Source organism: Citrobacter sp. Cpo142, assembly GCF_030332425.1.
GTDB lineage: Bacteria > Pseudomonadota > Gammaproteobacteria > Enterobacterales > Enterobacteriaceae > Citrobacter > Citrobacter portucalensis.
This window is the reverse complement of the sequence record NZ_JAOWHW010000129.1, coordinates 44,946-68,736: the sequence shown is the minus strand read 5'-3', so window position 1 is coordinate 68,736 and position 23,791 is coordinate 44,946. Positions and strand designations below refer to the sequence as shown.

Here is a 23,791-nt window from a genome sequence, read left to right as displayed (position 1 = left end):
GGCTACGTCGGTGCTAAATCACGTCAGCGCTGGCTGTTTTACGCGTATGACAGGATACGGAGGACGGTTGTGGCGCACGTCTTCGGTGAACGCACTCTGGCCACACTGGAGCGTCTTCTGAGCCTGCTGTCGGCCTTTGAGGTCGTGGTATGGATGACGGATGGCTGGCCGCTGTATGAATCCCGCCTGAAGGGAAAGCTGCACGTAATCAGCAAGCGTTACACTCAGCGAATTGAGCGGCATAACCTGAATCTGAGACAACATCTGGCAAGGCTGGGACGGAAGTCACTGTCGTTCTCAAAATCGGTGGAGCTGCATGACAAGGTCATCGGGCATTATCTGAACATAAAACACTATCAGTAAGTTGGAGTCATTACCCGGCCAGCCTTAGCCGTAGCTAAGGATAATCGCGAAAATATACTACGGCAGAGGCTTAACGTCAGTATTTCTACTGCTGAGCATAAGCGGTGGTCACGAATGCCGCGAGGCGGCATGGAGGCGCCATCAGGTGGTAAACAGAATACTGATGGTGAGTGGCGCCGGGACCCGGCGTAGCCGGAAATGCAGCTTCAATATTCGGGTTAAGAATGCCGAGCAGTGCGCAGGCATTCCGGGAATGCGCCAGAGGCGCATAGAGGCGCCCTCAGAAGTTGACCAGAGCACGGTTGTTAATGGCGCCGTAGCCCGGCGCAGCCGGTTACGCTGTTGACAGGTTCCACCAATCCATCCCTTCGCCCTGCTAAGCCATAACCCGCTGATAGCCATGATGTGGTTTCATTAAGCCCTTTTAACTCCGGTGAGCGGGCTGTACGGCGCTTGCGACGTACAGGGCGTGATTTCCGGAGCCGTGGTGCCGGCGAAGCCGGTGCCCGGGGGCTGTACTGAGAACCTGCCGCGATGTTACTGGCAGCAACTTAAATGTTTAGTTACATCATCCAGCATTTAAAGCGATGTTGTTCCGGGCCTTTGGCCCGGGGCGGCCTCGCTTTTCAGTGGTGGGGAGGGGCTGTGAGGGTTCAGGCAGGCACTGTTCCTGCTTTTGAGTGAGTATTTTGAATGTTGTAACTATATGTGCCGTGCCGGGGCCCGTCGCGTAGCGATGGGAGCTACTTTAGGCAGTTGCCGAACCGGCGCGGACGTGAGTCCGCTGCAAGGGCGGGCATTTTCAGGAGCCTGTCCACAGGTCAGGCGACGAACAGGTTATATATTTATATGAATGAAATAAAAGATATTTAAAAGAAGTACAGAGCAGGTTTTTAAAGGAAGCCACGCACTTTGAAATCAGGTCGGCTGGCGCTCTGTAAGCATAACGGTTGTAACCTTATGGAAAGGTCCCTTGCAGTTATTTGTGGGTAACTGAATCTGGCGACGAGATGTGGCCACTCTGATGCAATTTCTGGCCATTCTGATGGCGGAATGGGGTGAATGTCAGGAAGGACGGCCGTCATTTCGTGCAGAAAACCGTCAACGATGGACTGCAGACGTGCGAAACCCTCCGGCGCCAGCCGGATTTTTCACACAGGAAGGGTTATATGGGGACGGTGGCCAGCCGCGTGTAGTTGTTACCACGCGACATCAGCATGCGCTCTTTCACGCGCCGCTCCAGCTCACGCTGGAGAGCATCCCTGTCGCCGACGAAACGCCCTTTGGCGTAGTCACGCGTCAGCTGCTGTTTCACCAGCGTCACAATGTCCTTACGGGCTCTGTCCGCGTCACGTCGGGCGCGGGCGCGCTTCAGGCCATGCTGTTTACGTTCGGACTGGTAGCTGCGGAACCGTTCGCGCACAAACCGCCAGGCCTTCGCTATCAGCTCGTCCATCTCCAGCGGCTTCAGGTTCTGCTTCTTACGCTGCTGATTCTCCCATTCCACACGGCTGCGCCTCGCGGCCACAACGGCCACGTCAGAGACGTCGAGCGCGGAGAACAGTGCCGGCGTGAAGGTGGTATCGGTCGGGATATTGCAGCCAATCTGCGGGTCATACTCGGTCTGATAGGTAATCAGCCCCAGCTCCGCCATAAACGTCAGCGCCCGCGTGGCGCGGGTGATGGACAGATTACCGCTTTTCGACTCGGTGGCGAGACCGCACTCGATGGCCAGATTGGTGATGGAGCGCTGAACGCGGTTGGCCAGCGGGTCATAGTGGAAACACAGCCCCTGGAGCAGGGCATCGATGGCCCGGCGGCGCAACAGTGGCGGCATCCGGTGACGTTTACCCAGCGAGCGTAAGAACGCCACATGGATGGAAAAGTCAAAACGGGACGTGAAGCCTTCGGCTTTCGCCATCAGCTTACGACAGAACGGCAGTGTCTTTTTGCCTTCACGCGGCGTGAATGCCGGGTTCGGTTTTTTGACCTGACGGTAATGGGAGAACAGGGTCTGGGCGTCAGTCACACCTTCCCGCACTTATGTTGCACGGAAGGAGTAAATGGCACAGAAACGGGTATTGCAGTTTTCTGAGCATAAAACTATACTCCCTGCATAGAGCAACAGCTTCTATACAGTTTAAGTAGGCCCCGTTAATCTTCTCTTAGTCGCCAAACCTGGTGAAGATTATCGGGGTTTTTGCTTTTCTGGTCCCGGGTAGACACCTCATCAGAACCAGTTCCCTGCCACCTTATGGCGTGGCCAACCAAGAATTCACTAAAACGATCAGTAATCTAGCATCCAATGAGAAAACGTTCAAGAATGTGAAGTCTTTACATCGAGAACGCCGCGTTCAGAAAGTTCACGTTCGAGTAAGGTCTCAATAAACTGAGCTTGAGTGAGCCCTTCCTCTTCACAGATCGTAATCATCCAATCTTTAAGAGGATTTTTAACAAAAACCTTCACTTCTTTATGTGTTTCACGTTTACGCGCAATCGCGGCAAGCTGTCTTTCACTCGCCGACATCGGCTTACCTTTTCGGTAAGAACGCTTTTCTTTCGATGAGGAAGTTACTGCATTTTCGATCTGCGACATCTCTGCCTCCTCAAGGATCAAACTTGGATCGTTTGCAGAGAATACTACAGATATCTGAAATCAGCGACTTAACTTTACGCGAAGGTGTGAGCCATGTTGGCGCATGGTTCACCAGGATAGATGTAGATTGCGGATCAAATGACGATGCGACTTAGTATGAAGAATGCCAGTCCGTTCCTCCGTCCCAGCGCGACTGCCAGTGCTGAAGGTAGGTTTGTGCCACTTCCGGCACCTCATTAATAACCAGCACATTCTCGCTATTCCGCGATGCAGCAGAGCGAGTGTAGTTAAAGCTACCAGCCTCAACTGTATGATTATCAACAATAATGACTTTGTCATGCATGATGGCGTAGCGACCGTTGGTGCGCAGCGGAATTCCCGCGTTCACCACGATGTTCATCGCCGCCTGGCTGGCTTTGCTCCGGTTGCCCTTTTCATCAAGCACTATCTTCACATCCACACCACGACGTTTTGCCCTGACAAGCGCACTAACCACCTCCGGAGACGTAAATGAGTAGCCCATCAGCCGAATTTCCTGCTGTGCTGACTCAATCGTCTTAAGGACCAGCTGCAACGCGCTGCCTTCAGGTGAAAAGCCGACCTGAACGGAGGATGCCGCTGCTGCGGGCTGAATACAGCTCAGCGAAAGACATACCAGACCGGACACGGCCAGCTGGCGAAAGGTGAACTTACGCATTAAATAACCTCAGAAATACTGTTCGGATGTGTTAACCAGAAACGCCGGAGACGGGGAAAACTTGCTTTTACCCTTCTCCGGGGTTGGACAACTGAGCACGGCGAAGGCGTCAGTCTCTTTTAGCGGTATCAGTTGGCGGACGCCTGATTATTTTTTGGTATCACCGGCAGCATGACTGATGGCCTGCTGCAGGGCCTCCGCGCTGGTGTATCCCGGAATAACCGTCACGTTATCAGCACTGGCGCCGGCTGACGGGAGAACCACCAGGGCCGGGGTACCGCTGAAGCCCAGCTGCTGCGCAAGTGTGTTTATGCCATCCAGGGTCCCCTGAACATCTGGGGCTGTTTTCGCATCGAACTTCACGGCTTTTGCGGCCGCGCTGATATCAGCATCGGTCAGCTTACCCTCGTTGTGGGCGGTAGCGTAAATCGCGTTGTGATAGTTAAGGTAAGCATCGGCCCCCTTCTGCTTCCAGATCTGAAGCCCGGTTTTCGCCGCACTGAGCGACGCCGGCCAGCGCTGGCCAAATATCGGGAATTCCTTGAACACAAAGCGCACGTCCGGGTTAGCTTTTATTACCTTCTCCAGTTCCGGCGCCAGGCGGGCACAGTAGATGCACTGGTAATCAAAGAATTCAACGACCGTCACTTTCGCATCAGCAGGACCATATGATGGTGTGCCTTTATCGTTCAGCAGCGCTGCCTGATTCTGAACCACGGCGGCCGTCATCGCCTGCTGCTGCTTCTCCTGCTGTTGGGCCTGCAGCTTCTGGCTGACCTCAACCAGCACTTCCGGATGAGCCAGCAGGTAGTCTTTCGCGATTTCACCAATGCGGGCTTCCTGTTCCGGGGTAAAGGCAACGGCAGGTTTCTCTGCTGCCCCCGCCACGCCGGAGACCAGAAGGCCTGCGGCAAGCATGACTGAAAGGGTTTTATTCATGTTCATCCTGTGTTTTTCTCTTCTCGGTTGTTATCAGTTCGTTCCGTGCACGGGTGGCGACGCTTCTAACCGCCCTGCGCTGTCGTTTAGCGTGCTCCTGAGCCCTGCGCTCCACGGCATACGTCGCCTCCTCCGCACTCACCGCTGCGACCGGTTCACCGGCAAGGTTTTTACGCCACGCGCCCACCGTCATGGCGCCCAGATACGCATCCGAGCGGGTGACGGCGGCAAGGCAGCGTTTCAGCGTCTTCACGGAAATCTCCAGCCCGCGCCGGCGAATGTCATTGACCATTGCCTCCCGGATGTTGACCGCCAGGAGCTGCGGCTGGCCGTCCGTCACCAGGGCTGGCCAGCAACGCTTCAGGAGCGCGAGCGCGTCCGCAAGCGGCATGACCTTCCGGTACACCGGTTCCGGGGCAGGTTTGCGCCTGGCCGCCCGCATGGCCTCCCTCTCCTGGGCCTGTCGCTCAGCCCACTGCCGGGCTTTCTCTGCTTTTCTGGCGGCCTTCTCGTCCGCCTGCGCCTTTTTCGCGCTCTCATCCACCGCCTGCTTCCTGACCTTCCAGGCAGGCGTCGTGTTCACCACCACGGTCTTTTTACGCGTGACCCGGCCCGGACCCGCACCGTCCGGTTCACTGTTGCTTACGGCACGCTGACCTTCTGGCTCCGCTTTGCGGCGCAGCGTCAGCGTGGGGCGCCCCTGCTCTGTCATCCTGCCTCCGGATAAATCTGTTTCACGTATACTCCCCTGACTGACCCTATTCTGACACGGCAGATATCACATCACCATCAGTCCGATGACGGCAAGGTGCACCGCGTAGAACAGCGGGAAAAATTCGCGCGGCCAGAACCTCGGCACGCGGCAACAGGTCCGGCTCAGCACCGTCAGGGTAACGCCGGGTATTACCAGACCCGCGATGGCAAAGGCGGGGCTGTCCGCGGCATTCAGCGCGAGTATCGCCAGTGCCAGACACAGCGCCAGCCCCGTGCGCGTGGTGCGCCGGCCCGTCATACATACGCCGCAGGCCAGCATCAGCATCACTACCCCCGCCAGCCCGTAGCTTCCCGCCGAAAACGGCAGCCAGGCCAGAACCAGCATCAGGGAGAGCGGCCACGTGCGCGGCCCGTGCCGCTGCATCATCGCCAGTGCCTGTCCGCTGACCGCAAAGGCAAACAGAATATTGCCCAGGTCCGGGCGCAGCCCGGCCAGTATCCAGCCGCCCTGCGCCACCCCGGCCCATATCCAGAGCCGGTTCAGGGCGCGCTGCTGAATCTGCGGATGGCGGGCGAGGTTCATGGCCCAGACCAGGCCAAAGAGCGGAAACGCTCCCCGACCGGCAAGACGCAGCCAGTCATTATCCAGTCCGCACAGCATGCTGATGTGGTCGGCCACCATCAGCAGCAGCGCCACGGTTTTGATAAGGTCGGTCTGGCCCGGCGTCCACACAAGCAGACGCTGCAGCCAGCAGTCGGCCACCACCACAAGGGGGAAGAGCGGATGGTTTTCAGCGCGCATATCAGTCGCCTCCCAGGGTCTTTTCACGCTCAAGGTCTCGCACCGTTTCGCGCTCCATCTGCTGCAGGCGGTCCCGCTGCACGCTCTCGCGCACCACCTGAGACACCGCCTCATCCCGGCGGCGTTCTTCCGGCGCATCCGGCAGCGTGAGGGGAGATGCCGGCGTTTCTTTTATCCGATCCATATCCCGCACCACATCCCGGACGGCGACGTCAGCCCCTCCGGCCGGCCTGTCGCCGCTGCGGGCCATCTCGCGGACCGCCTCTTCGGCACGCTTATCCAGCTCCCGCTGCACCTCAGCCTCCCGGGCCTGCTGTGCCAGCACCTCCGGCGGCACCGTTTCTGCGGGCTGCGTACCAGTGGCATCGGGCAGGCCGTCGGCCCAGACCCGACCGCCGGTAATGGCGCCGGGGTTCCACGGTCGCGCCTCGCCTTCGAGCCGCACCACCACGCCGCTCTGCGGATTCTCCCTCGCGAGCCGCACGCCCTCTTCCATATCCCGCGCCAGCAGCGACTCGCCGTTACGGCTGGCCTGCAGACCCGCAAACGCCGCGTCCCCGCTGCCCATCACCCGGCCTTCACCAGCGAGCCCCTTAAGCTGCCCGTCTCCGGACGTCAGGGCGCTCAGCCAGACGCCCGCCTTCCTGCCGTTGCGGTCGAAGGCCGGGAGCGCCACGTGCGGCTGCGGGTATTTACGCCCCGGCGAGATATATTTCGCCATCGAGCCCTCGGGCTGCAGCCCGGCCTGGCGCAGCGCGGCGCGACCGGCAGGCACCTCACCCAGCGCTTTTGCCGTCGCCGTCAGGCGGGCGGCATTCGCGACGGCGCGGTCGCCGCGCGGCTCCAGAATGTCATGCGCCGTACTTTTCGCCTGCGATTTTTCCATCGCGGCCACCCACTTATCCCGGTTGTCGGTATAGACCTGCGCGTGCTGCTTCATGCGGCTCAGCGCCACGTAGGCTGACTCGAAGCTCACCATCCGCTTACGTCCGCCGTCCGTACCCTGCAGGGAGATGGAGAAGGGCTCGCTCGCACCCTGTGAGCCTTCAACGGTGACGGCATAGGCCAGGTAGATGTGCTGCTCTGCCTGCTCGGCTGACGGCGTGAGCGTACGGGTCTGTTTCCCGTCCGACAGCGTGACGCTGTCACCTTTTATCTCACTGACCGACCAGACGCTGTTGGCCACGAAGCCCCGCTCGTTGTCGCTTTTCGAAAAGCGCATCCGGTCGCCTTCCGACACGGTAATGGTGTCCTGACGGTAGAGCGTGACGCCCTCTGTCGCCGCCTGCGCGGGCGACAGGCTGCGGGTGTTGCCCTGCGCATCCTTCAGCATCACCAGGTGCGCCTCCCCGTCCAGCGCCTCAATGCTGTAATAGGTGCTGTCCAGCAGAACCAGGCTGTCGCGGGATGCCTCCCACGTTGCCATGCGCCGCAGCTCCCCGTCGCGGATATTGGCAGGCGTGAGAACCGGCAGCGTGACCTCTTTTTCGCCCACCTCGCCGGCACCCTGACGGGCGTCATGAATCATGGCGTTCACCTGGCGGCGGTCGGCGTTCAGGGCGGTGATAACGATGGTCTGCGCCTGCGCCTCTGACGTGCGCCCCGTGTAGTCCTTCACGATGGCCTCCAGCAGCGTCGCGGGCTGCCCGCCGGGCATCAGGTCGCCGGCCGCCACGGCTTTCGCAATGGCCTCCTCCCGTTCGCGGCTGAACTCCATGACGGAGCTGTCCGGCTGCCAGGCATCCGCCCTGCGCGGCACCTGTGCCGGCACCACGCTCTCAATGGTCGTCAGGGCGCTGCCGATATCGCGGCTAATCAGGCTGTAGACGGCAGGTTTTAGTTCCGGCGTCTGGCGGACGATCTCCTGCATCACCGCCACGTCAATGGCGCTGCGCTTCTGCAGCAGGCGGAAGGGCTGGCCCGGGGCAATGGACTGCAGCTGGTCGGTATCCCCGCTGGAGACCGCGCGCCCCCCGCCCCCGGCAATCAGGCTGTACGCCTTCGCCATGTCGGCGTTACCGACCATTGAGCTTTCATCCACGAGAAACAGCACGTTGCTGAAGTCCGTTCGTTCGCCGCCGCGCAGCTGCTGCTGCGTGTCGTGAATAAAGGCCGCCAGCGTCTGCGTTTCAGGCACGCCCGCATCGCGCATCTCGCTCACCGCCCGGTGGGTGGGGGCCACGCCGATAACGCGCGGCTGCTCCCGTTCCGGCAGCGTGCCGATGGCCGACATGACTGCCCGGAACTGGGTGGTTTTACCCACCCCGGCGTAGCCCTGCACCAGGGTAAAGCGGTCGGGGGATTCAAGTATCATGCGCGTGGCGTTCCGCTGCCCGTCGGTCAGGCCCGCCAGCTGCGCGTCCGGAACCTTATCCATCAGCGGGGTGACGGCCTCCTTTCCCTCAAGGACGTGGCGGATAATGCTTTTTTCAGCGTTGTACGACTGGCGTGAGACCAGCAGCTGCAGGCCGTTTCCCGGCGATACCGGCACCGACAGCAGGTCGCCGCTGCGCACCTGACGGTCCGCTTCCTTTTCGATGGCCTGCAGGCTGAGGCTGTCCTGCTCAAATTCTTTCGCGGCGGCCATCAGTTGCGGCTTCGTGAACGCCAGGCCGTTCCCCTCCAGCACCGGAATGGCCAGATGGATAGCCTGCTGCTCCGGCGTGTGCAGACCGGCCTTCTGGTGCGCCAGGGCATCATCGAGCCTGTCATGCCCCGCCGCATCCTTAATCTGTTCGGACACGACGCTCCAGGCAGACTGACGCGACAGCTTCTCCGTCGTTTTCTGCGCCGTCTGCGCGGAATAGAGCCGCACCGCCCGGCCGCTGAGCGCCAGTTTGTTCAGCGTGGTGTTATCCAGCTCGCGCTGCGACAGCGAGGCAAAAACCGTGGCGCTGTCGCTCACCGAGCGGCCCGGCGACTCCACCCAGCCTTGAACCACCTTCGCGGCGGTAAACGGGCTGTCGCCGGCGGGCAGGACCACGTCCGCCTTACGCCCCGGCAGGCTGACGACGAGCCCCGCCTCCCCGAGCGCCTTAACGGTCACCGTATCGCCTCCCCTGAGCCGCGTCCCCTGCGCCTGACCCAGCACTGCCAGACGGTCGCCTTCGGCCACCTGCAGCGTGCCGGTGCGGTACAGCGACCAGCTGCTGTTGAGTTCAGACAGGCGGGTCACCCGCGTCTCACCCTGGGCGTTGCGCAGCGTCAGGCTGTTGTTGCGGCCCGTCACGCGGTCAATGACAAAGCGTTCCCGGCTGCGCTCTTCGGCATTCCAGCGCTCCATGACCATCCCCTCCCGGTAGTGGTCGCGCACCTGCTGATGGCGGCTGTCGAGCCAGACCGGCTCCAGCGTGGTGATACTGACCTCCCGCTCGCCCAGCACCTTTTCCGCCTTAAGCGCCTCGCGGACTACGCCTGCGAGCACCGCCTGCTCGCGCGGACCGGTGACCTGCGCCACGCTGTGTTCACCTGCGCGGACGCTTCGGGCAAAGTCAGCGGCCAGGCGGTCATACCGCTGCCGCCGGTCAGGCTCGCTGATAACCGAGACCTGCGTCTTCTCACCGCCCTGCCACGCGAGCGTGCTCACTCCCGCTTCCTTCATGACGGTGAGGGCGCTGCCGGTCCCGGTGCGCTGGCCGCTGTCGGCAATCAGCAGCTGGACGTTATGGCGCAGCGCACCGTCGAGCAGCGTGAGCGTTTCTTTCAGGGTCAGCTTCTCCCCCTGGTCCACAATCAGCGTGCTGCCGGGCGTAAAGGCCATGCCCTCCGTCAGCCCCCGCCTGTCGGTGATATGCTCGCCGCTGAGGCGCTCATCCTGCATAAGGGCGCTGCGCGAACGCCTGTCGGCGGCGATAATCTGCACGTCACGCCCCTGTTCGCGCGCCATCATCGTCAGCTCCGCCACGCGCTCACGCTGGCCGGCCGCCCCGCCCTGACCCGAAATGATCGCCACCGGCGGACGGTCCTGGGCCAGGACACTCACGGCATCGCTGTATGACCGGCTGCGGGGCACGCTTTTATCCGGAAAAATGTCGGCCTGCCCCGTCCGCTGTAAATCGCGGGTCATCGCCGACACCGACAGCTCATCCAGCACGTGGATGTTCGAGGTAAACAGCCCCTTCTCTTTATCCAGCGGGATGAGCTGCTCATTTTTTATCGCCGCATCGATGCCGTCACGCGCCATCTCCACCATGCCCGACCGCGCGGGCAGCTGCCCGAGGGTGGTGGCCAGCAGTTCGGAATACGTGAACCGCGCCCGCCGGTCGCTCAGCATCGCGATGGCCTGCCCGACGCTGCTGTTAATATCAATGGCTTCAGGCGTCGTTGCGGGAATATTCCCCTGCACAACCCGCAGGTCTGCCGCCTCACGGTAGGCTTTAATGTCAAACCCCGTCTCTTTCAGGGTATGCATCCACTCGGCCATGCGCTGTTCGGGGTCAACCTTCTGCTTCGACTGGCGGGTATCGAGCGCCGCCACGTCGCGGGACTTCAGGGACGCGTCATCCCCGACCGCCTCGCTGATGGTCCTGCTGCGGCTGGAATACGGCTCCGTCGGTACGCCCTTCAGCTCCCACATGCCGTGTTTGCCGACCGTCTCAGTCTCATAGCCCATCGCCGCGACGTCATCCTTCAGCGCGGCACGATACAGGCGGCCAAAGGCAATCTGGTTGGCGTAGATATTCTCAATAAACCCGGTTTTACCCACTTTGTCGCTGCTGAGCGTTCGCCACTCATCGCCATGCTGAGTGGCATTGGCCACCACCGCGTGGGTGTGCAGCTGCGGCTCCTGGTCGCGGCTGGTATCGTGGTTAAACAGCGCCATCACCAGGTTGCCGGTCAGCTGCGTCTCGCTCCTGCCCTCCGTCATAACCCGCGTGGAGGCCATTGCCTCTATCTGCTTAATGGCGGTCTCCACCGCGCGGTTGTGTGCCTCAATAAGACGCTTGTCGCCTCCCAGCATGGCCATCACGGAGACACTTTTGGGCGCAGAGAAGGTGAAGTCGTAGCCCGGACGGTGTTTGTTCGCCCCGTCCTGAGTCCGGCTGAGGTCGCTGCCGTCCGGCAGGCGTCCCTCCAGAACCTTCGTAAAGACCTTCTGGTCCACCCCGCCGCTGAGCCCCAGCGCTTCAGCCCCTTTTCCGGCCCAGCGCTCGCCCATACTACCGATAACGTAGTAGTTGTCCTTGTCGGTGTAATAATTGCCCGCGCTGCCGGCGGATTTTACCGATCCGATGCTCATCATCAGATGTATCCTCCCGGCTCAAGATCCTTTTCAGGCGCCCGGTGAACGTTGATGTTCACTTCTTCACGACGCTGCCTCTCCTGAGGAGACAGTTCGTCCTGCTCCGCCTGCCACGCCTCCCATGCCGCCATATCCACTACTTCACCGCTTTCACTGATGCCGGGCGGCAGCTGCTCTGCCTCTTCCGCCTTTGTCTTCAGCTCAGGCTCCACACCGCCGGCGCCTGCCGCACCTGCTACGGATGCCGCGTCTGCAGCGCGGGGCGCGGGCGTCAGTTGCTGTGGCTGCTGTGGCTGCTGTGGCTGCTGTGGCTGCTGTGGCTGCTGTGGCTGCTGTGGCTGACCAACATTCTCCGCACCGCCCTCTGGCGCGACAACATCGGCATCCGGTTCAAAGAGCATGGCGATGCTGCGGGATTCATGTTCACGTGCAGCCAGCGCGGCATTCAGGCGTTCCTCCGCTTTCCCGTCGATGGTGCGCGGAATGAATTCCGGTGCCACCTTTGGACGCTGCTGATACTTCAGCGCCATTTTCACGGCAGGATAAGGTCCGGGAAGCGTGACGTAGCAGGAGAGATCCGGCAACGTCTGGACGTCGGAGTAACTCACCAGGGTGACGCGCTCCATGTCCTTGCCGACCGAGGTACCGTCGCGTACCGGGTCCACACCGTAGGAATACTGCTCGGACGCCTTGAGGATTTCTTTTTCACCGATTTCGCCAGCGGCGAACTCGGCGATATTGCGCGACGGCGAGCGGAAGAAGGCACGGGTGTTCAGCACGTCGAACAGCGTTTCCGCCGGCTTCTGCCCGTAAATATCTTCCAGCTGGGCGTAGGACTGAATGCCAATGACGTAGCAGCCGCCAAACTTACGCGCCTCCGGCAGGATCTCAACCAGGTCCGGCAGCTTGTGCAGGGTAGGCAGCTCGTCGGCGAAGATCCACACGCGGCGGTTACGGTTTTCCCCCATCGCCAGCAGCCCGCGAATGGCGATGGACAACCACATGGAGATAACCGGCTTGAGGGAAGCGTGGGTGTCAGCATTGGAGGAGATAAACAGCCAGCCGTTTTTACCATCCTCACGAACGCCGCGCATCCAGTCGCGTATGGTGAATGACTCGCCGTTATTTTCGATGCCCTGCAGGTAGCGGATAGCCTTGACGTAGTTGGTCAGCACGGCGCGGATGGAGATGGCCGTTTTCTCGATTTTCTCTTCCACCAGGTTCGCCGCCGGGGAGTTTTTCAGGTACGAGCGCAGCTTCTCAATCTTGATGGAAAGCAGCGTGTCGACCAGCTTGCTGTAGCTGCGGTCCTTGTCGTTGCGCATCAGATATGCGGCTTCGGCAAAGATGGTACGTCCCGACCCCTGCCAGAAGGGGTCTTCCTTCGTGCCCATAGGAATAAGCGTGTTGGAAACGTTGTCGAAGTCAGGCTGCGTCAGGCACTCCCGCCACAGGTCCCATGCAGCGCAGCGCGCATCCAGCGGGTTAAGGATTTTATCTGTGGCCGGATCATAGTAGCTTTTGACGAACTCACAGGAGCGGTCATACACGATGACCATATCGCCACGCTGGCGGGCGTAGTTCATCAGACGGCGGATAACTTCTGATTTACCGGCCCCGACGGTACCGTGCAGACAGAAGTTCTGGATCTCCGAGTCCTTAATAAGCGGCAGCTCACCGATTTTGATGTCGGATGCGAGACCGTCGCGCCTGAGCATTTTCGCCACCGCTTTCGGGTCGTCAGTCAGCTGGCGCCCTCCCGTTATCTCGTCCTCACTCTGCTGCTTACCCTGATGGCCCAGAATCCAGGTGGTGACAAAGAAGGTAATAACGCACACCACGGCCGCGATGATGGCAGCAAGAATAAAGGCCGTCCAGACCTGGTCGGCGCACCACTGGATATATTTGTCCTGCAGTATTTGCTGCGCGTTGTACTTCAGCTCATGGCCGTAATAACGGATGGTATAGACAGGCTGGGATTTAAAAATATCGCGCATGGGGGCCAGCGTCTGACACCAGTAATAAACCATGCCGTTCACGAACGTCTGCCAGGTCAGTTTAACCGACAGCGTAATCGCGACAATGATGCCGAAGAGAATGACGAGACAGTACACGATGATATTGGCAATTTGACTGAACATACGGATACGCATGCTCGCGATCTGACCGCCCTGGGTCATATCCTTAGCATTAAAACTCATATTAGCCTCATAGAGGTTGGTCTATATGTATAGCGACCATGATTTCAGAAAGCAATTGATTTAATGTCATCCGTTACAAAACACTAGGATGACATCATTTAACTAAAGGCGGGGAGATTATTAATAATGAATGTTATTTTTTAAGTAAATCACACGCTCCTGCATATCCATGTGAGCATGATTTTTTCAAATAGATATCTGCCATTCCAGAACCTGGAAATACACCATCACCTCTCATATAAGCCCCTGCCAAATTAAACTCAGCCTGTCCGTTATTTTTAATGGATGCTTTCTCCCACCAGATCACCGCCTCGTGCATATCCCTATTAACACACTCACCTGTAGAATACAGGTTTCCAATATTCAAATATGCCAACTCAAAATCTTTTTGAGCTGAGGAGTTAAGCAAATCCATTATTTTATCACAACGGGCATCTTTCAATAATCCATTTTTATAAAGCATTGCCAAGTCATTCTGAGCAGATGCATTCCCTGCATCTGCTGCCTTCCCCCACCAATAGCCTGCTTTTTTTATATTTTTATCAACACCTTGCCCATAATAATAGAGCAGACCTAGGTTATTTTGGGCATCTGAATTACCCTGAATCGCCGACTTATTAGTCCAATAAAAAGCTTTTTTATAATCACCAGATACGACCAAATACATTGCACCTAGCTTATATTGAGCTAATGCGTTTCCAGAATTCGCATCTTTTTTTAAGTTAGTGTAGTAGTCGTCGCTAGCCCTTACACTCAAGGTACACGACAGGAAAACAAAAACTCCCAACATCCCATAGAACACTCGCATTGTTTACCTCCATAAAACTAAATATTATATCCATACACAACCATGAAACTGACTATGAAATCCTACAACTCAATCTAACGCTTCCAACCCATTGGATAATTACTTTCCGGATTATAATTAACATTATCAAAGTCCACGGATTCAAAGTCATTATTTATAGAGTGGGCGCCATCTACCTTGTTTTTTTCAAGCCACTCTTTGATGCTTATACACCCGCTAACCTTATATAAATCCATCAATGTACCCACAATGAATACAAAAAAAGTAACAAGAGGAGGAGCCAGTGAACATATAGGCATTATCACATACCAAACTACCCTGTTGTATGTGTAGGGTTCAACACTGCCTTTATTCTTAGATATTTTATAAAACAAATAGATGAACAATCCTTGCCATAAGAGCACAGTTGCACCAATGAATACCACCTCCGTAACTAACCATCCAGCCAGATAACAAGCAATAGACTGAAACAACACTACCATGAATATCTGAAGCAGATTTCTCATCGCACCCTCTCTGGCATCCTGTTACTGCTTATGTTTATCTTGATATTTTTTTGCCTTCTTCATCAGTTCTTCAGGACTGTCAGCCCCCGGCACTCGTTCTTGAGACTCCTTTTCCTTATTATACGTATTCATTTGCGAAGATTGCTCTGAATTATGATGTTTTTGCAGATCAGAATACTGTTTATTTATGCTGCCTTCTTCATCGCGTATTCCTCCTTTAGTATCGGCTATATTCTCTCTCGATGTTGTGAGCATATTATCAACTTGGTCTTTTACATTATTCTGAATTCCGCTGTCCTGTGTACGTTGTTCGATAGTAGCCTGATGAGACTGGTGATCGGCACTAACATCGCTATTTCCACCGCCACCAGAAATGGCCCCCATACCATGGCCAACATTTCCTTTAGCTGCTGAATATGATGCATCAACGCTCGGTTGTACCTGCTCCTGAACAAATCCCCAAGCCAGTTCCCGACGTTTTCCTGCGATTTCTGCTGAGCTGGTATTAGTAAGCAATGTATCTGCATCTTGAGGTGCATGTTTACGGACATACTGGGCAAACTGCTGATTTAGATCCTCGCTCATTTGACCACTCATACTTTCTGTACGAGACGCCATTTCAGCATATTCATGGCTACGAGCCTGACTTGTGGTGTACTGATCATAGCTCTGTTTTGCTGAGTTCAACGATGCCGAAAGTTGATCTGCTCGGGAAGCCGCATTATTGTCCGTATGGCTCCCAGATTCACTGACTTTACGGCTAGTAAAGTAATCACTCGCCTCCTTAAAGTCCTGGGTTGCTTTAGCATCCATATCATGTCGAGCATCATGGCTAGCTCGAGAGCTATTTGTTGCTTGGTGCATATCGTCATCGGAAAAATCAACTCCCGCCTTAACTCCTGCCTGAAACCCTACCCCTCCTCCGGTACCCAGCACATTCAGCCCCATACTTCCTTTAGCATGTGCATCACCATACAATCCGAGTGACGCTCTGGTGCTCCTTGACGCTAACTCTTGAGTGGCCTGTTCATTACTAATATTATGCCCTTTCGCATAGCTTTCTACTGCGCTGCGCATCCTGCTGGCCATCATAGAATCCTGAGCACTCATAGTGCTGTCTGCGCCACTGGTCATTGAATTACTGCTACCACGGTTTGAGCCAAACTGACTAAGCGTATTCCATGCGCTACTCAAACTACTGTTATATCCATGCAATGCACTCTCTGACTGGGTTTGTGCCTCGCGGGCCATTGCCTGCTGTGCGGTTGCAATCTGACGAGTCATGTTGATACTCATAGGAATACGTGACGTAGCACCACTGGAATCTGTCACTACACTACCATCACGCATTTGCGTCGAACTGGCTCCGTTAGCCAACTGTTGGCTCATTTGTCCAAATACTGTTGAGCTATTGGTATTCCAGTTAAAACCACTCACATTTTCTGTCTGCATGTTAGCGTAAGAGTAGTTACCATCAACAGCACCAGAGGCAGCAGTGGCTGCAGGGCTGATAGCGGAAGAGGCCAGATGGCTGTAGAGATTTGAGAACCCCGCCCCCAGTCCCTTCAGCATTCCCCATGCCAGTGGCGGGATAAGCATCGACAGATAGCCTGCCGTGGTAGCGAGGTCTGAGTATTTTATCTGCACCTGTGACAACTCCGAGAGAACCACTGGTGAACCGTTGGCCTTCGCATAGAAGGTCATGCAGCTGTTGAGGATGGCGTAAAGCAGTGGCCAGCTCTGCACCCACATGATAGCCAGCACGTACCCCTTCAGCACATTAAGGGTGACGGCGTTAAACATCCCGCCCAGCACCATCAGGGGGAATATTCCGATGGTCAGACCGACAATCAACGTCTGAGACATAGGTAGTGAGCGTAATGCCACCTGACCGACCGTCGCATGCGCCAGCCGCTGCTTCTCCATCGATGACGTAGTGGCGATATTCAGCAGGCTTGAGGTGTCACCGTTGCGGGCTGCATAGCTCATGATGCCATTTCGCAAAGCGTTCATCGTCACATTCTGACGGACAATCGACGCGGCGCTCTGACCAGCACCATAGAAATAGTTATAGCTGTCCCCGATCATCTGGCTGAACAAAATGTCAGGATTCGGACGTCCGCCAAAAAGCTGACGCACGTAGTAACTCCATGTTTTTCCTCCGGTCTGAGTATCCAGGGCAAGCTTTGGCTTAATTACCGCAGCGGCTTCTTCACAGGTTAAAAACTGATTATTGTTGTTGAATACCCCCCTCAGCGGACTCGGCTTTGAGAAAATCAGCGTATACGGGTCTGCACTGTTCATTAGATCTTCCATGGTATATTTTCCGTTCAGGAAAATATCGCCCATCACGCAGTTCTGCACATAGTCCGTGAATATCGTAGTTATCTCTGGGTTCTGTGATAAAAAGTCCGTACTGCGTGAAACCAGATTCGCCCCAAATATCATGCCGGTTTTGCTGTAGGTGATGCTGTCGGGCTGTGAAAAGACCATTTCATACCCCTGAACAAGGGCATATCCGATTTTGGTGGTCAGCGATGCAGGCAGTGCCAGCCCGACGGGCACGTTATCGACTTTATAGACCTTTGTCTGATTACTGATATCGATTATTTGTACGGAGGTGCGAACACTGACCAGCAGCGACATCAGCACAATGACGCCTGCCCAGCCCAGCATATCCATGATGTTGTGCCGTCGTATCCACGAAATGGCTACAACCAGCACAGAGAAAGCCGTCGCAATACGCCGAATAACAACCCAGTTCTCCGTCGACATGAACGTGACGATGGCATTCAGCGTCTGCGTCAGCCAGTCGCCGCCCGCGATGACATAGATTTCCTGCATCAGCGCGCCCCCCCGAAGTGATAGTTGTTCTGGTAGCGCTGCAGCATGCGTGCCGAGACCTGCTGGCGCATGTAGCTCATCTGGCGGTCAACAACCAAAAGCGCATCCTGCTGTACCTGCACCTGTGCCTGGAAGGAGGCTATCTGCCGCGTGGCTTCGTTGAGGTTATTATTGATGCTGTCGATAACCGCCTGGTCATAGTTTCCCGTTGCCACCATTGCACGGGCCTGCTGGACCAGCTCCTGGATGTACTGGAGAAGAATGTCGTAGCCGATGTAATCGGTTAGCTGATAAACGAGGCTGTTAGAAACCCCCAGCATCTGTGGATCAACCAGGTACTTGAAGACCGGGATGGTAGTACTTGTGATAAATCCCTTCTCTTTCTCGGTTAACTTTAGATCGGCAACGGCTTTATTCTGAATGCTGGAAAGGATGTCTTTTATCTGATTTTTCAGTGCATTTTTCTGGCTGATCGTGACATTAGCATCGGCAACCACCTTCAGACATTTATCGCTGTCATTACAGTGATACACCCGTGCAGTCCCCCCCTCCATCATGGCCCGAATAAGGTCGCGATCGGTCGTTCTTGCCGGAAGCGGGGTTATATTACCCTTCTCATCAAAGACCATTGTTCCGGTCAGGGTCATGATGAACTCCTTAAGCTCTTTATTCCCGTCAAACATGCGGTTCTTTCCGAGCGCATTCCAGATGACATTGATATTCTTCGTTATGCGCTCTTTATCCTTATCACTGGCCTTATCACGGACCTTATCCATGCTTCCCCCCACCGTGCAGCCCTGGCGGGATGCCGCCCAGTCGGCAAACATGTTGCTCTCACCGGCAATGTCCTGGCAGACCTTCTGCTGGGAGACCTGAGTGCGCGGAAACAGACCGCCGACAATCCCCTGCGCCGCCTGGCAGGAGCTGAGGTTCATGCTGTTAATGTCGCTGGCCATCTTCTGCAGGAAGTCTTTAGCGGTCTTGATTTCCGGTACCGTGGTCTGCAGCGCCAGATCGAAGAAGTATCCGGCCGCATTGGACATAATCTGCTTGGCGAAACGCTGCAACTGATCGCTGTTAATAAAGCTGAAGGAGCCCAGATAGGCATCGATGCCGCCGCAGCCGGCGTTGATGTCGGGCAGCGTCATGGAGATAAGCTGGACGGTTTTCACCTGCGTGCGCGCGTAGAGTGAGCCGCCCGTGGCGTAGCCCGCGGCCTGGCCCTGCCAGACCTGTGGCTGGCTGGTGTTGGACGCAAAGCCCAGCTTATTAAAGAAGGTGTTCATGTCACTGTTCACGTCGGCACTCACGCTCGCTGAACACGCAAGAAGGAGGCCACACAGTATGGAGAGAGGTTTACGGACGAACATCGGCACCCTCCCGACTCGCCTGCAGGGCGAGTTTTCCCATTTTTCGTTTTAGTATGAACATTTGCCCTTTCGTATAAAGCGAGTTCAGGATTGCATAAACGCCACCTGCAACGGCAAGCCCGCCGCTCAGCGCGATAAATATCAGTGGAATGGCGTACATCAACACGTTCCACAAATCTTTCAGCTGCAGGTGACCGTCCCTGAGCCAGTCGCCGACGCAGGCATTGAAAACGTATGTCATAAAGACGCGCGACAGCACGCCGGCAATGAGCAAAATGCCCGCCCACTCAGCATAAACGCCGAACCGTGCGTCCTCTTTCCGTGCCCTGAGCGCGATTAACTCTGGCGTCGTAGCTCTCTGAAGCATTCCGGAGGTCATCATGTCGTGTTCCTCTGCATTGTTCTGATCAGCCATTGTTACCCACTCCACGCATCTGAAGGACCGTATCCATGCGGGCCATAAAGCCCTGTTCGTCGGTCGCGCCCTGCAGCAGGGGCAGGGCTTCAAGGGTGTTTACGTTGACGAGAAAGGTGGTTGGCGTGGCCACGGGCAGGTTAGGGAAAAAGGTTTTCATCACCTCCGGCGGCGCGGGCAACGCATCGGGAAAGGACGCATCCCCCTGACCGTCGATGGTGTAGGCCATCACCCCAAACCCCACCCGTGCCGACAGCGACTTCAGGACCGGATCAAACTGGTGGCAGTACGGGCAGTGTCCCTGCATAAACAGCACGACCTTCCAGTCGGCCAGATTGATCTGGCGGCCGTTGCTGAGGCGGTACCAGACCGGCGGCTTCGCCGGAAGTGGCTTAACTTCAGGGTCTTCCGGGGATGTTGGCAGAGATCCCGACGTTCGCGCCCCCTGTGGATGCCATAACGATTTGATCTCGTCCATTGTGGAAGCCTGTGTGGCCAGGCAGAGGGACATGAGCGCCACGGTAAACACGGTATGTCTAAGGTTCATGTCGGCATCCTCCGGCATCACGGGCCTTTTCGGCCTCACGGGCGGCATCAATCCAGCGGTTGATGATGCGGTAGCCCCCCCAGAGCGCCATCGATACGCCGATTATCTGCGCCAGAAGAATGGCCATCTCCGGCTCGCGCCGGACCAGGCGGGAAACAATGTGAAACCATATCCCGAGGCTCAGCACCCATAATCCGGGCACGTCGAACTCAGGCAGGCGAAAACGGAATTTGCGCATGCGAACTCTTCCTGTATTAAAAGTTGGGGGCAAAATCTGTGGAAACGTTGAGGAACTGCTTCGCCAGGTCATCCTGGCTGATAAAGCCATACGAGACGGGTTTGACCGCCCCGCTTTTAGGGTCGGCCAGCATCAGCGCCGGGAAGTAACGAATACCCAGCCGGCTGGCCTGTCCACCGTCCATTCGGGTATCCGGCAGGAGTGGATTCACGATACCGTCCACGGAAACCGGAATGACGCTGAGGTGATACGTTTCGCGGAAGTTTTTAATGACCTGAACCAGCTGGCCGTCGATCGGGTCCTGTCCGCGGTAGAAGAACATCACGCCATAGTGCTGAGCCAGCGTTTCAATGGCGCGGCGCTGGTCGGCAAAGTCCGCCGCCAGCTGGTTGCGCACGGTACCGTTGTAGTGGCTGTGCTGCAGGTTGTAGTCCAGTTCGGGGTGCTCGAGCATGGCTTTTTTGGCGCTCATCGAGAACAGCCCGGCCTGCTGCGTCCAGTAGTTCTGCAGGCGGAAGTAGCGGGTAAAGTTCTCCACGCCCGGATACAGAATGGCCTCGTACATGGCGCGCTTCGTGGCCTGCTGAAGCGTGGCAAGCTTCTCCATGATGTCCGGCGAGGCCTGCTGAGGCTGTGTTGAAGAGGATTTGTCGTCCTCCGGCGTTCTGCGCGTTTCGTTGTACCACTGCCAGCCGGCATCTTTTCCTGTGGCGGTAAAAACGCTGCCAAGAAGCAGCAGCGCTAACGCTGTCTTTCTCTTTTTCACTGGAACCTTCCTTATCCCGAAGCAGGTCGGTTATCGTTTGAAAAGCGGGTTTAACAGCCACGCCAGCAGAACTCCCGCCACGAAAAGCACAACCATCAGCGCCATAAAAAACACATCGATGCGGGTTGTTTCATCAACGATATTCCCGCGCCAGTAAAGCACCGGTGAGGCGACAATCAGGCTGATGATAAGGCGTCCAGTAAATCCTTTAATTTTCATGATGGAGAGTCCTGAGTGAGTGATGAGTGGCTTACTGTTTGTTCTTCAGTTGCGCGGCGATTTCCTCGCGGACGCGCTTCGTCAGGGTGTCGTTATCCGGGATTTTCTTGTTCTTTTGCAGATCGTCGAAAAAGTTTGAGAAGTCGAGTTTGTCGAACTTGATTTGTTGCAACTCAGTCTGGGTGATGCCGCGACAGTCCGGGCTGCTGGCCTTGCCAAAGCCGATGTGAAGCTGACCGTTACGTCCCTGCTGCTGCACAATCTGGGCAAGCTTTGAGTCAAACTGACAGTAGCTGCGCTTCTTCTCGAGACAGACGCCGAGCACTTTTTTTGAACAGAACTCACCGATACTGACCGTGAGCTTATTCTCTTTGGCCTTGCCCAGCGCTTTCTCCTCGCTGCTGCACCTGGCAAGCCCGACGTCCTGGCCCCAGCCGCCGTCCTTACAGCAGCTGCTGAAGCCTGCCGCAAACTTCTTGCAGAACTTCGCGCTGCCGGTAAAGGCGCGTACGTTAACGCTGTTAATGGCTGCCACGTCCTTGCCCGCAGCGGCCAGCGCGGCGAGTGCCGAAACGACAGGTGCAAAATCGTTGTTTTTACCGTTCTGCGCCCGCTCACAGTCACCATCGAGACAGAAGGTGTCGCCGCCACATATCATCACCTGGCCGGAAGTACGTGTTTCACAGGAGTACGTCGCGTATTCATGCAGGCAGCCGCTGCCGTCTTCTGCCGTGAAGGCGCAGGTGCGTGAGGCAAGCGTACAGGCCGGATTGTTCATGTAGGTTTTGCAGGTGCCATTGTCAGCAGCCTGGGTCATATACGTGTCTTTGTACTTCCAGCAAGCCTGCGTGACCGGGTATGACACGCCGTCAACCACCACCGTTTTTGTGCTCCCCGGCTCAATACATTCCGTCTTTTTGAGCGTACCTTCGCTCTTGCTGAACGGGCAGGATTCGTTCCAGACCACGTCTGGTACCCATTTTTTGGCGGGAATTTCAATCTGGAGCGTAACGGTGAAGCTGTAGCGCATATTGCTGTGCTTCCAGATTGAATCTGTAGTGGGATTGTTTCTCCTGGTACGAATGGAAAACACCATCCCTGCGCCTTTCTTCAGCTGCATGCCGCTACTCAGCGCCAGGCTACCGGTATCGTTATCCATGGAAATCAACCCGAAAGGCGTGGTTACTCGCATAAACCAGTTAGGATTACTGAACGCCAGACGTTTATTCCAGGAATAGGTGGCTGTTGCAGCAACAACCTTCCCTGTCACCGGCGCAGTCCATGTTCCTGTGTATCCCGCTTCGGAGGAAGCAAACGAAATATTCTGAGACTGGATAACAATCTGTTTTGTTTCAGATGTATCTTCATAGTGGCCGGTAATGCTGGCCGTGCGCGTACAGGCCTGCTCAACCAGCAGGTCGCGCTCACAGGTATAGTTGGTGAACTCACTGCGGCTGATATTCTGCGCTTCGCACTGCGTCTGCCCCGTTTTGCCGATGATGGTATCAGCGCGGGACTGGACATCCTGGCTGGCCTTAATAAACGGCGCGTCGGGCGAAATGGGCTCCTTCGGGTTGTTAACAAACGAGTCGGTGACGGCTTTTGTAGCCTCATTAGTAGTCCAGCCCGTGGTACCGTCCGCTTTCAGCGCACCATCACCGGTCGCCGTCACACCGCCATAGTACTTTTTCTCACCGGGTGAGGCGGTATAGTTGGGGATAGACGCTGAGGGGTTAAAGTTTTTCAGGCTGCTCTCACCCTGCCCCTGTACCTGACGGGCAAAATCAGCCCCCGCCCTGTACTGCGCGTCAGCATCGGCAAATGCATTCACGCTTGCCATCGTGGTGGCAATGGCCAGCACCGACATCAGTATTGCTCTTTTCATCGGGCATCTCCTTTATTAAGCAGCTGTTGCGCCTCATCCCTGCACTCGCCCTTCCCCACCACCTTTTCCAGCGCCTGCTTCAGATGAAGATTGCCGCGAATCACGTCGTGGCCCGCCTCGCAGTACACCACCAGGGACGGCACGCTGGTGATCCCGTACTCACGAAAGCGGGTCGGGTCGATGGCGACGCCGCTGGCTGAGCCGTCCTGAACAAGCGCCATCACGGCGGTTGCCGTCGTTTTCATGTCGTTGTTGACCATACCCCGCAGGGTGGCGGGAATATCGTAGCGGCGGGCCTCGGTCAGCATGCGCTTAAGCCCCGCCTGCGGGATGGCAAAGGAGACGAAATACAGGGCACCGTGCGTGGGTTTATCCTGCTGGTCCTCGCGCTGGCGCTGTTTCAGCTCCCCGATAAAGCGGGCGTCGTCTGCTGAAAGAGGGTTCTGGCGCACCTGCTGCTCCAGCATCTGGCGCAGCGGCGCGTTGTCCTGCCCCCTCAGCTGCTGGCTGAAAGACTCCTGCTGACGAATAAACTCGCGGTTCGCCTCATCAGCCCCTGACGCCAGCGCAGTGCAACAGTATGCTGACAGCAGCAGCGCCGCCGTCAGACCGGACAGAGTTTTCATGGAAGTTTCCTTT

21 protein-coding genes and 2 pseudogenes are annotated in these 23,791 nt (G+C 56.7%); 2 read left to right on the top strand and 21 right to left on the bottom strand.

All coding sequences use genetic code 11. The annotated features are described in order from the left end of the window. Positions 1-363: pseudogene (locus OGY18_RS17760) on the top strand (IS1-like element IS1X2 family transposase); the annotation flags it as partial. A gap of 568 nt (positions 364-931) precedes the next feature. Here OGY18_RS17760 and OGY18_RS27570 read toward each other — a convergent pair. From OGY18_RS27570 to tap, 3 genes are all read right to left on the bottom strand, one after another. Then, positions 932-1,051 carry a hypothetical protein gene (locus OGY18_RS27570; protein ID WP_487249961.1) on the bottom strand — a complete coding sequence of 40 codons (120 nt, stop codon included), beginning with the start codon at positions 1,049-1,051 and terminating at the stop codon, positions 932-934. A 477-nt stretch (positions 1,052-1,528) separates the two neighbouring features. Next, on the bottom strand, positions 1,529-2,404 hold the full coding sequence (repA, locus tag OGY18_RS17755; protein WP_117045764.1) for an incFII family plasmid replication initiator RepA: 876 nt from the start codon (positions 2,402-2,404) through the stop codon (positions 1,529-1,531). After that, positions 2,385-2,462 (bottom strand): RepA leader peptide Tap, encoded by a 78-nt coding sequence (tap, locus tag OGY18_RS17750; RefSeq protein ID WP_011201829.1) that lies wholly within the window; start codon positions 2,460-2,462, stop codon positions 2,385-2,387. The genes repA and tap overlap by 20 nt, the downstream gene beginning before the upstream one ends. A 79-nt stretch (positions 2,463-2,541) precedes the next feature. On the opposite strand from tap, the pseudogene OGY18_RS27355 reads away from it, so the two are divergent. Next, positions 2,542-2,645 (top strand): annotated as a pseudogene (locus OGY18_RS27355) (replication protein RepA). Between the two features lie 35 nt (positions 2,646-2,680). On the opposite strand, the gene OGY18_RS17745 reads toward OGY18_RS27355, so the two are convergent. From OGY18_RS17745 to trbC, 18 genes are all read right to left on the bottom strand, one after another. Beyond that, positions 2,681-2,959 (bottom strand): replication regulatory protein RepA, encoded by a 279-nt coding sequence (locus OGY18_RS17745; protein WP_008324932.1) that lies wholly within the window; start codon positions 2,957-2,959, stop codon positions 2,681-2,683. 151 nt (positions 2,960-3,110) lie between these two features. Further along, positions 3,111-3,656, bottom strand: coding sequence for a phospholipase D family nuclease (locus OGY18_RS17740; protein ID WP_008324931.1), 546 nt, complete (start codon positions 3,654-3,656; stop codon positions 3,111-3,113). Positions 3,657-3,803: 147 nt separating this feature from the next. Beyond that, entirely contained in the window at positions 3,804-4,595 is a 792-nt protein-coding gene (locus tag OGY18_RS17735) for a DsbA family protein (protein ID WP_008324924.1), read from the bottom strand. Then, positions 4,588-5,307, bottom strand: coding sequence for a fertility inhibition protein FinO (locus OGY18_RS17730; RefSeq protein WP_022652258.1), 720 nt, complete (start codon positions 5,305-5,307; stop codon positions 4,588-4,590). Before OGY18_RS17730 ends, OGY18_RS17735 begins: the two co-directional genes overlap by 8 nt. 66 nt (positions 5,308-5,373) lie before the next feature. Then, positions 5,374-6,111 (bottom strand): type-F conjugative transfer system pilin acetylase TraX, encoded by a 738-nt coding sequence (traX, locus tag OGY18_RS17725; protein WP_008324912.1) that lies wholly within the window; start codon positions 6,109-6,111, stop codon positions 5,374-5,376. Between the two features lies 1 nt (position 6,112). Next, positions 6,113-11,353 (bottom strand): conjugative transfer relaxase/helicase TraI, encoded by a 5,241-nt coding sequence (traI, locus tag OGY18_RS17720; protein WP_286553824.1) that lies wholly within the window; start codon positions 11,351-11,353, stop codon positions 6,113-6,115. After that, on the bottom strand, positions 11,353-13,554 hold the full coding sequence (traD, locus tag OGY18_RS17715) for a type IV conjugative transfer system coupling protein TraD (RefSeq protein WP_023307203.1): 2,202 nt from the start codon (positions 13,552-13,554) through the stop codon (positions 11,353-11,355). Before traD ends, traI begins: the two co-directional genes overlap by 1 nt. Positions 13,555-13,687: 133 nt before the next feature. Continuing rightward, a complete protein-coding gene (locus OGY18_RS17710; protein ID WP_008324909.1) occupies positions 13,688-14,362 on the bottom strand; it encodes a tetratricopeptide repeat protein in 675 nt (224 codons plus the stop codon). 74 nt (positions 14,363-14,436) lie between these two features. Next, complete coding sequence (gene traS / locus OGY18_RS17705) at positions 14,437-14,868, bottom strand: conjugative transfer entry exclusion protein TraS (RefSeq protein ID WP_008324118.1); 432 nt, start codon at positions 14,866-14,868, stop codon at positions 14,437-14,439. Positions 14,869-14,889: 21 nt separating this feature from the next. Then, a complete protein-coding gene (gene traG / locus OGY18_RS17700; RefSeq protein ID WP_008324119.1) occupies positions 14,890-17,712 on the bottom strand; it encodes a conjugal transfer mating-pair stabilization protein TraG in 2,823 nt (940 codons plus the stop codon). Next, entirely contained in the window at positions 17,712-19,082 is a 1,371-nt protein-coding gene (gene traH, locus OGY18_RS17695; RefSeq protein WP_016247527.1) for a conjugal transfer pilus assembly protein TraH, read from the bottom strand. Before traH ends, traG begins: the two co-directional genes overlap by 1 nt. Continuing rightward, positions 19,069-19,497 (bottom strand): hypothetical protein, encoded by a 429-nt coding sequence (locus tag OGY18_RS17690; RefSeq protein WP_008324122.1) that lies wholly within the window; start codon positions 19,495-19,497, stop codon positions 19,069-19,071. Before OGY18_RS17690 ends, traH begins: the two co-directional genes overlap by 14 nt. Then, positions 19,490-20,044 carry a type-F conjugative transfer system pilin assembly thiol-disulfide isomerase TrbB gene (trbB, locus tag OGY18_RS17685; RefSeq protein ID WP_008324125.1) on the bottom strand — a complete coding sequence of 185 codons (555 nt, stop codon included), beginning with the start codon at positions 20,042-20,044 and terminating at the stop codon, positions 19,490-19,492. Before trbB ends, OGY18_RS17690 begins: the two co-directional genes overlap by 8 nt. Beyond that, on the bottom strand, positions 20,034-20,282 hold the full coding sequence (gene traQ, locus OGY18_RS17680; RefSeq protein ID WP_008324126.1) for a type-F conjugative transfer system pilin chaperone TraQ: 249 nt from the start codon (positions 20,280-20,282) through the stop codon (positions 20,034-20,036). The genes trbB and traQ overlap by 11 nt, the downstream gene beginning before the upstream one ends. Before the next feature lie 16 nt (positions 20,283-20,298). Next, positions 20,299-21,048 (bottom strand): type-F conjugative transfer system pilin assembly protein TraF, encoded by a 750-nt coding sequence (traF, locus tag OGY18_RS17675; RefSeq protein WP_008324127.1) that lies wholly within the window; start codon positions 21,046-21,048, stop codon positions 20,299-20,301. A 30-nt stretch (positions 21,049-21,078) separates the two neighbouring features. Continuing rightward, on the bottom strand, positions 21,079-21,267 hold the full coding sequence (gene trbE, locus OGY18_RS17670) for a conjugal transfer protein TrbE (protein WP_008324128.1): 189 nt from the start codon (positions 21,265-21,267) through the stop codon (positions 21,079-21,081). Between the two features lie 31 nt (positions 21,268-21,298). Next, positions 21,299-23,152, bottom strand: a complete 1,854-nt coding sequence (gene traN, locus OGY18_RS17665; protein ID WP_022652255.1) for a type-F conjugative transfer system mating-pair stabilization protein TraN — start codon at positions 23,150-23,152, stop codon at positions 21,299-21,301. Then, positions 23,149-23,778, bottom strand: coding sequence for a type-F conjugative transfer system pilin assembly protein TrbC (gene trbC / locus OGY18_RS17660; RefSeq protein WP_008324130.1), 630 nt, complete (start codon positions 23,776-23,778; stop codon positions 23,149-23,151). The genes traN and trbC overlap by 4 nt, the downstream gene beginning before the upstream one ends. Positions 23,779-23,791 lie beyond the last annotated feature (13 nt).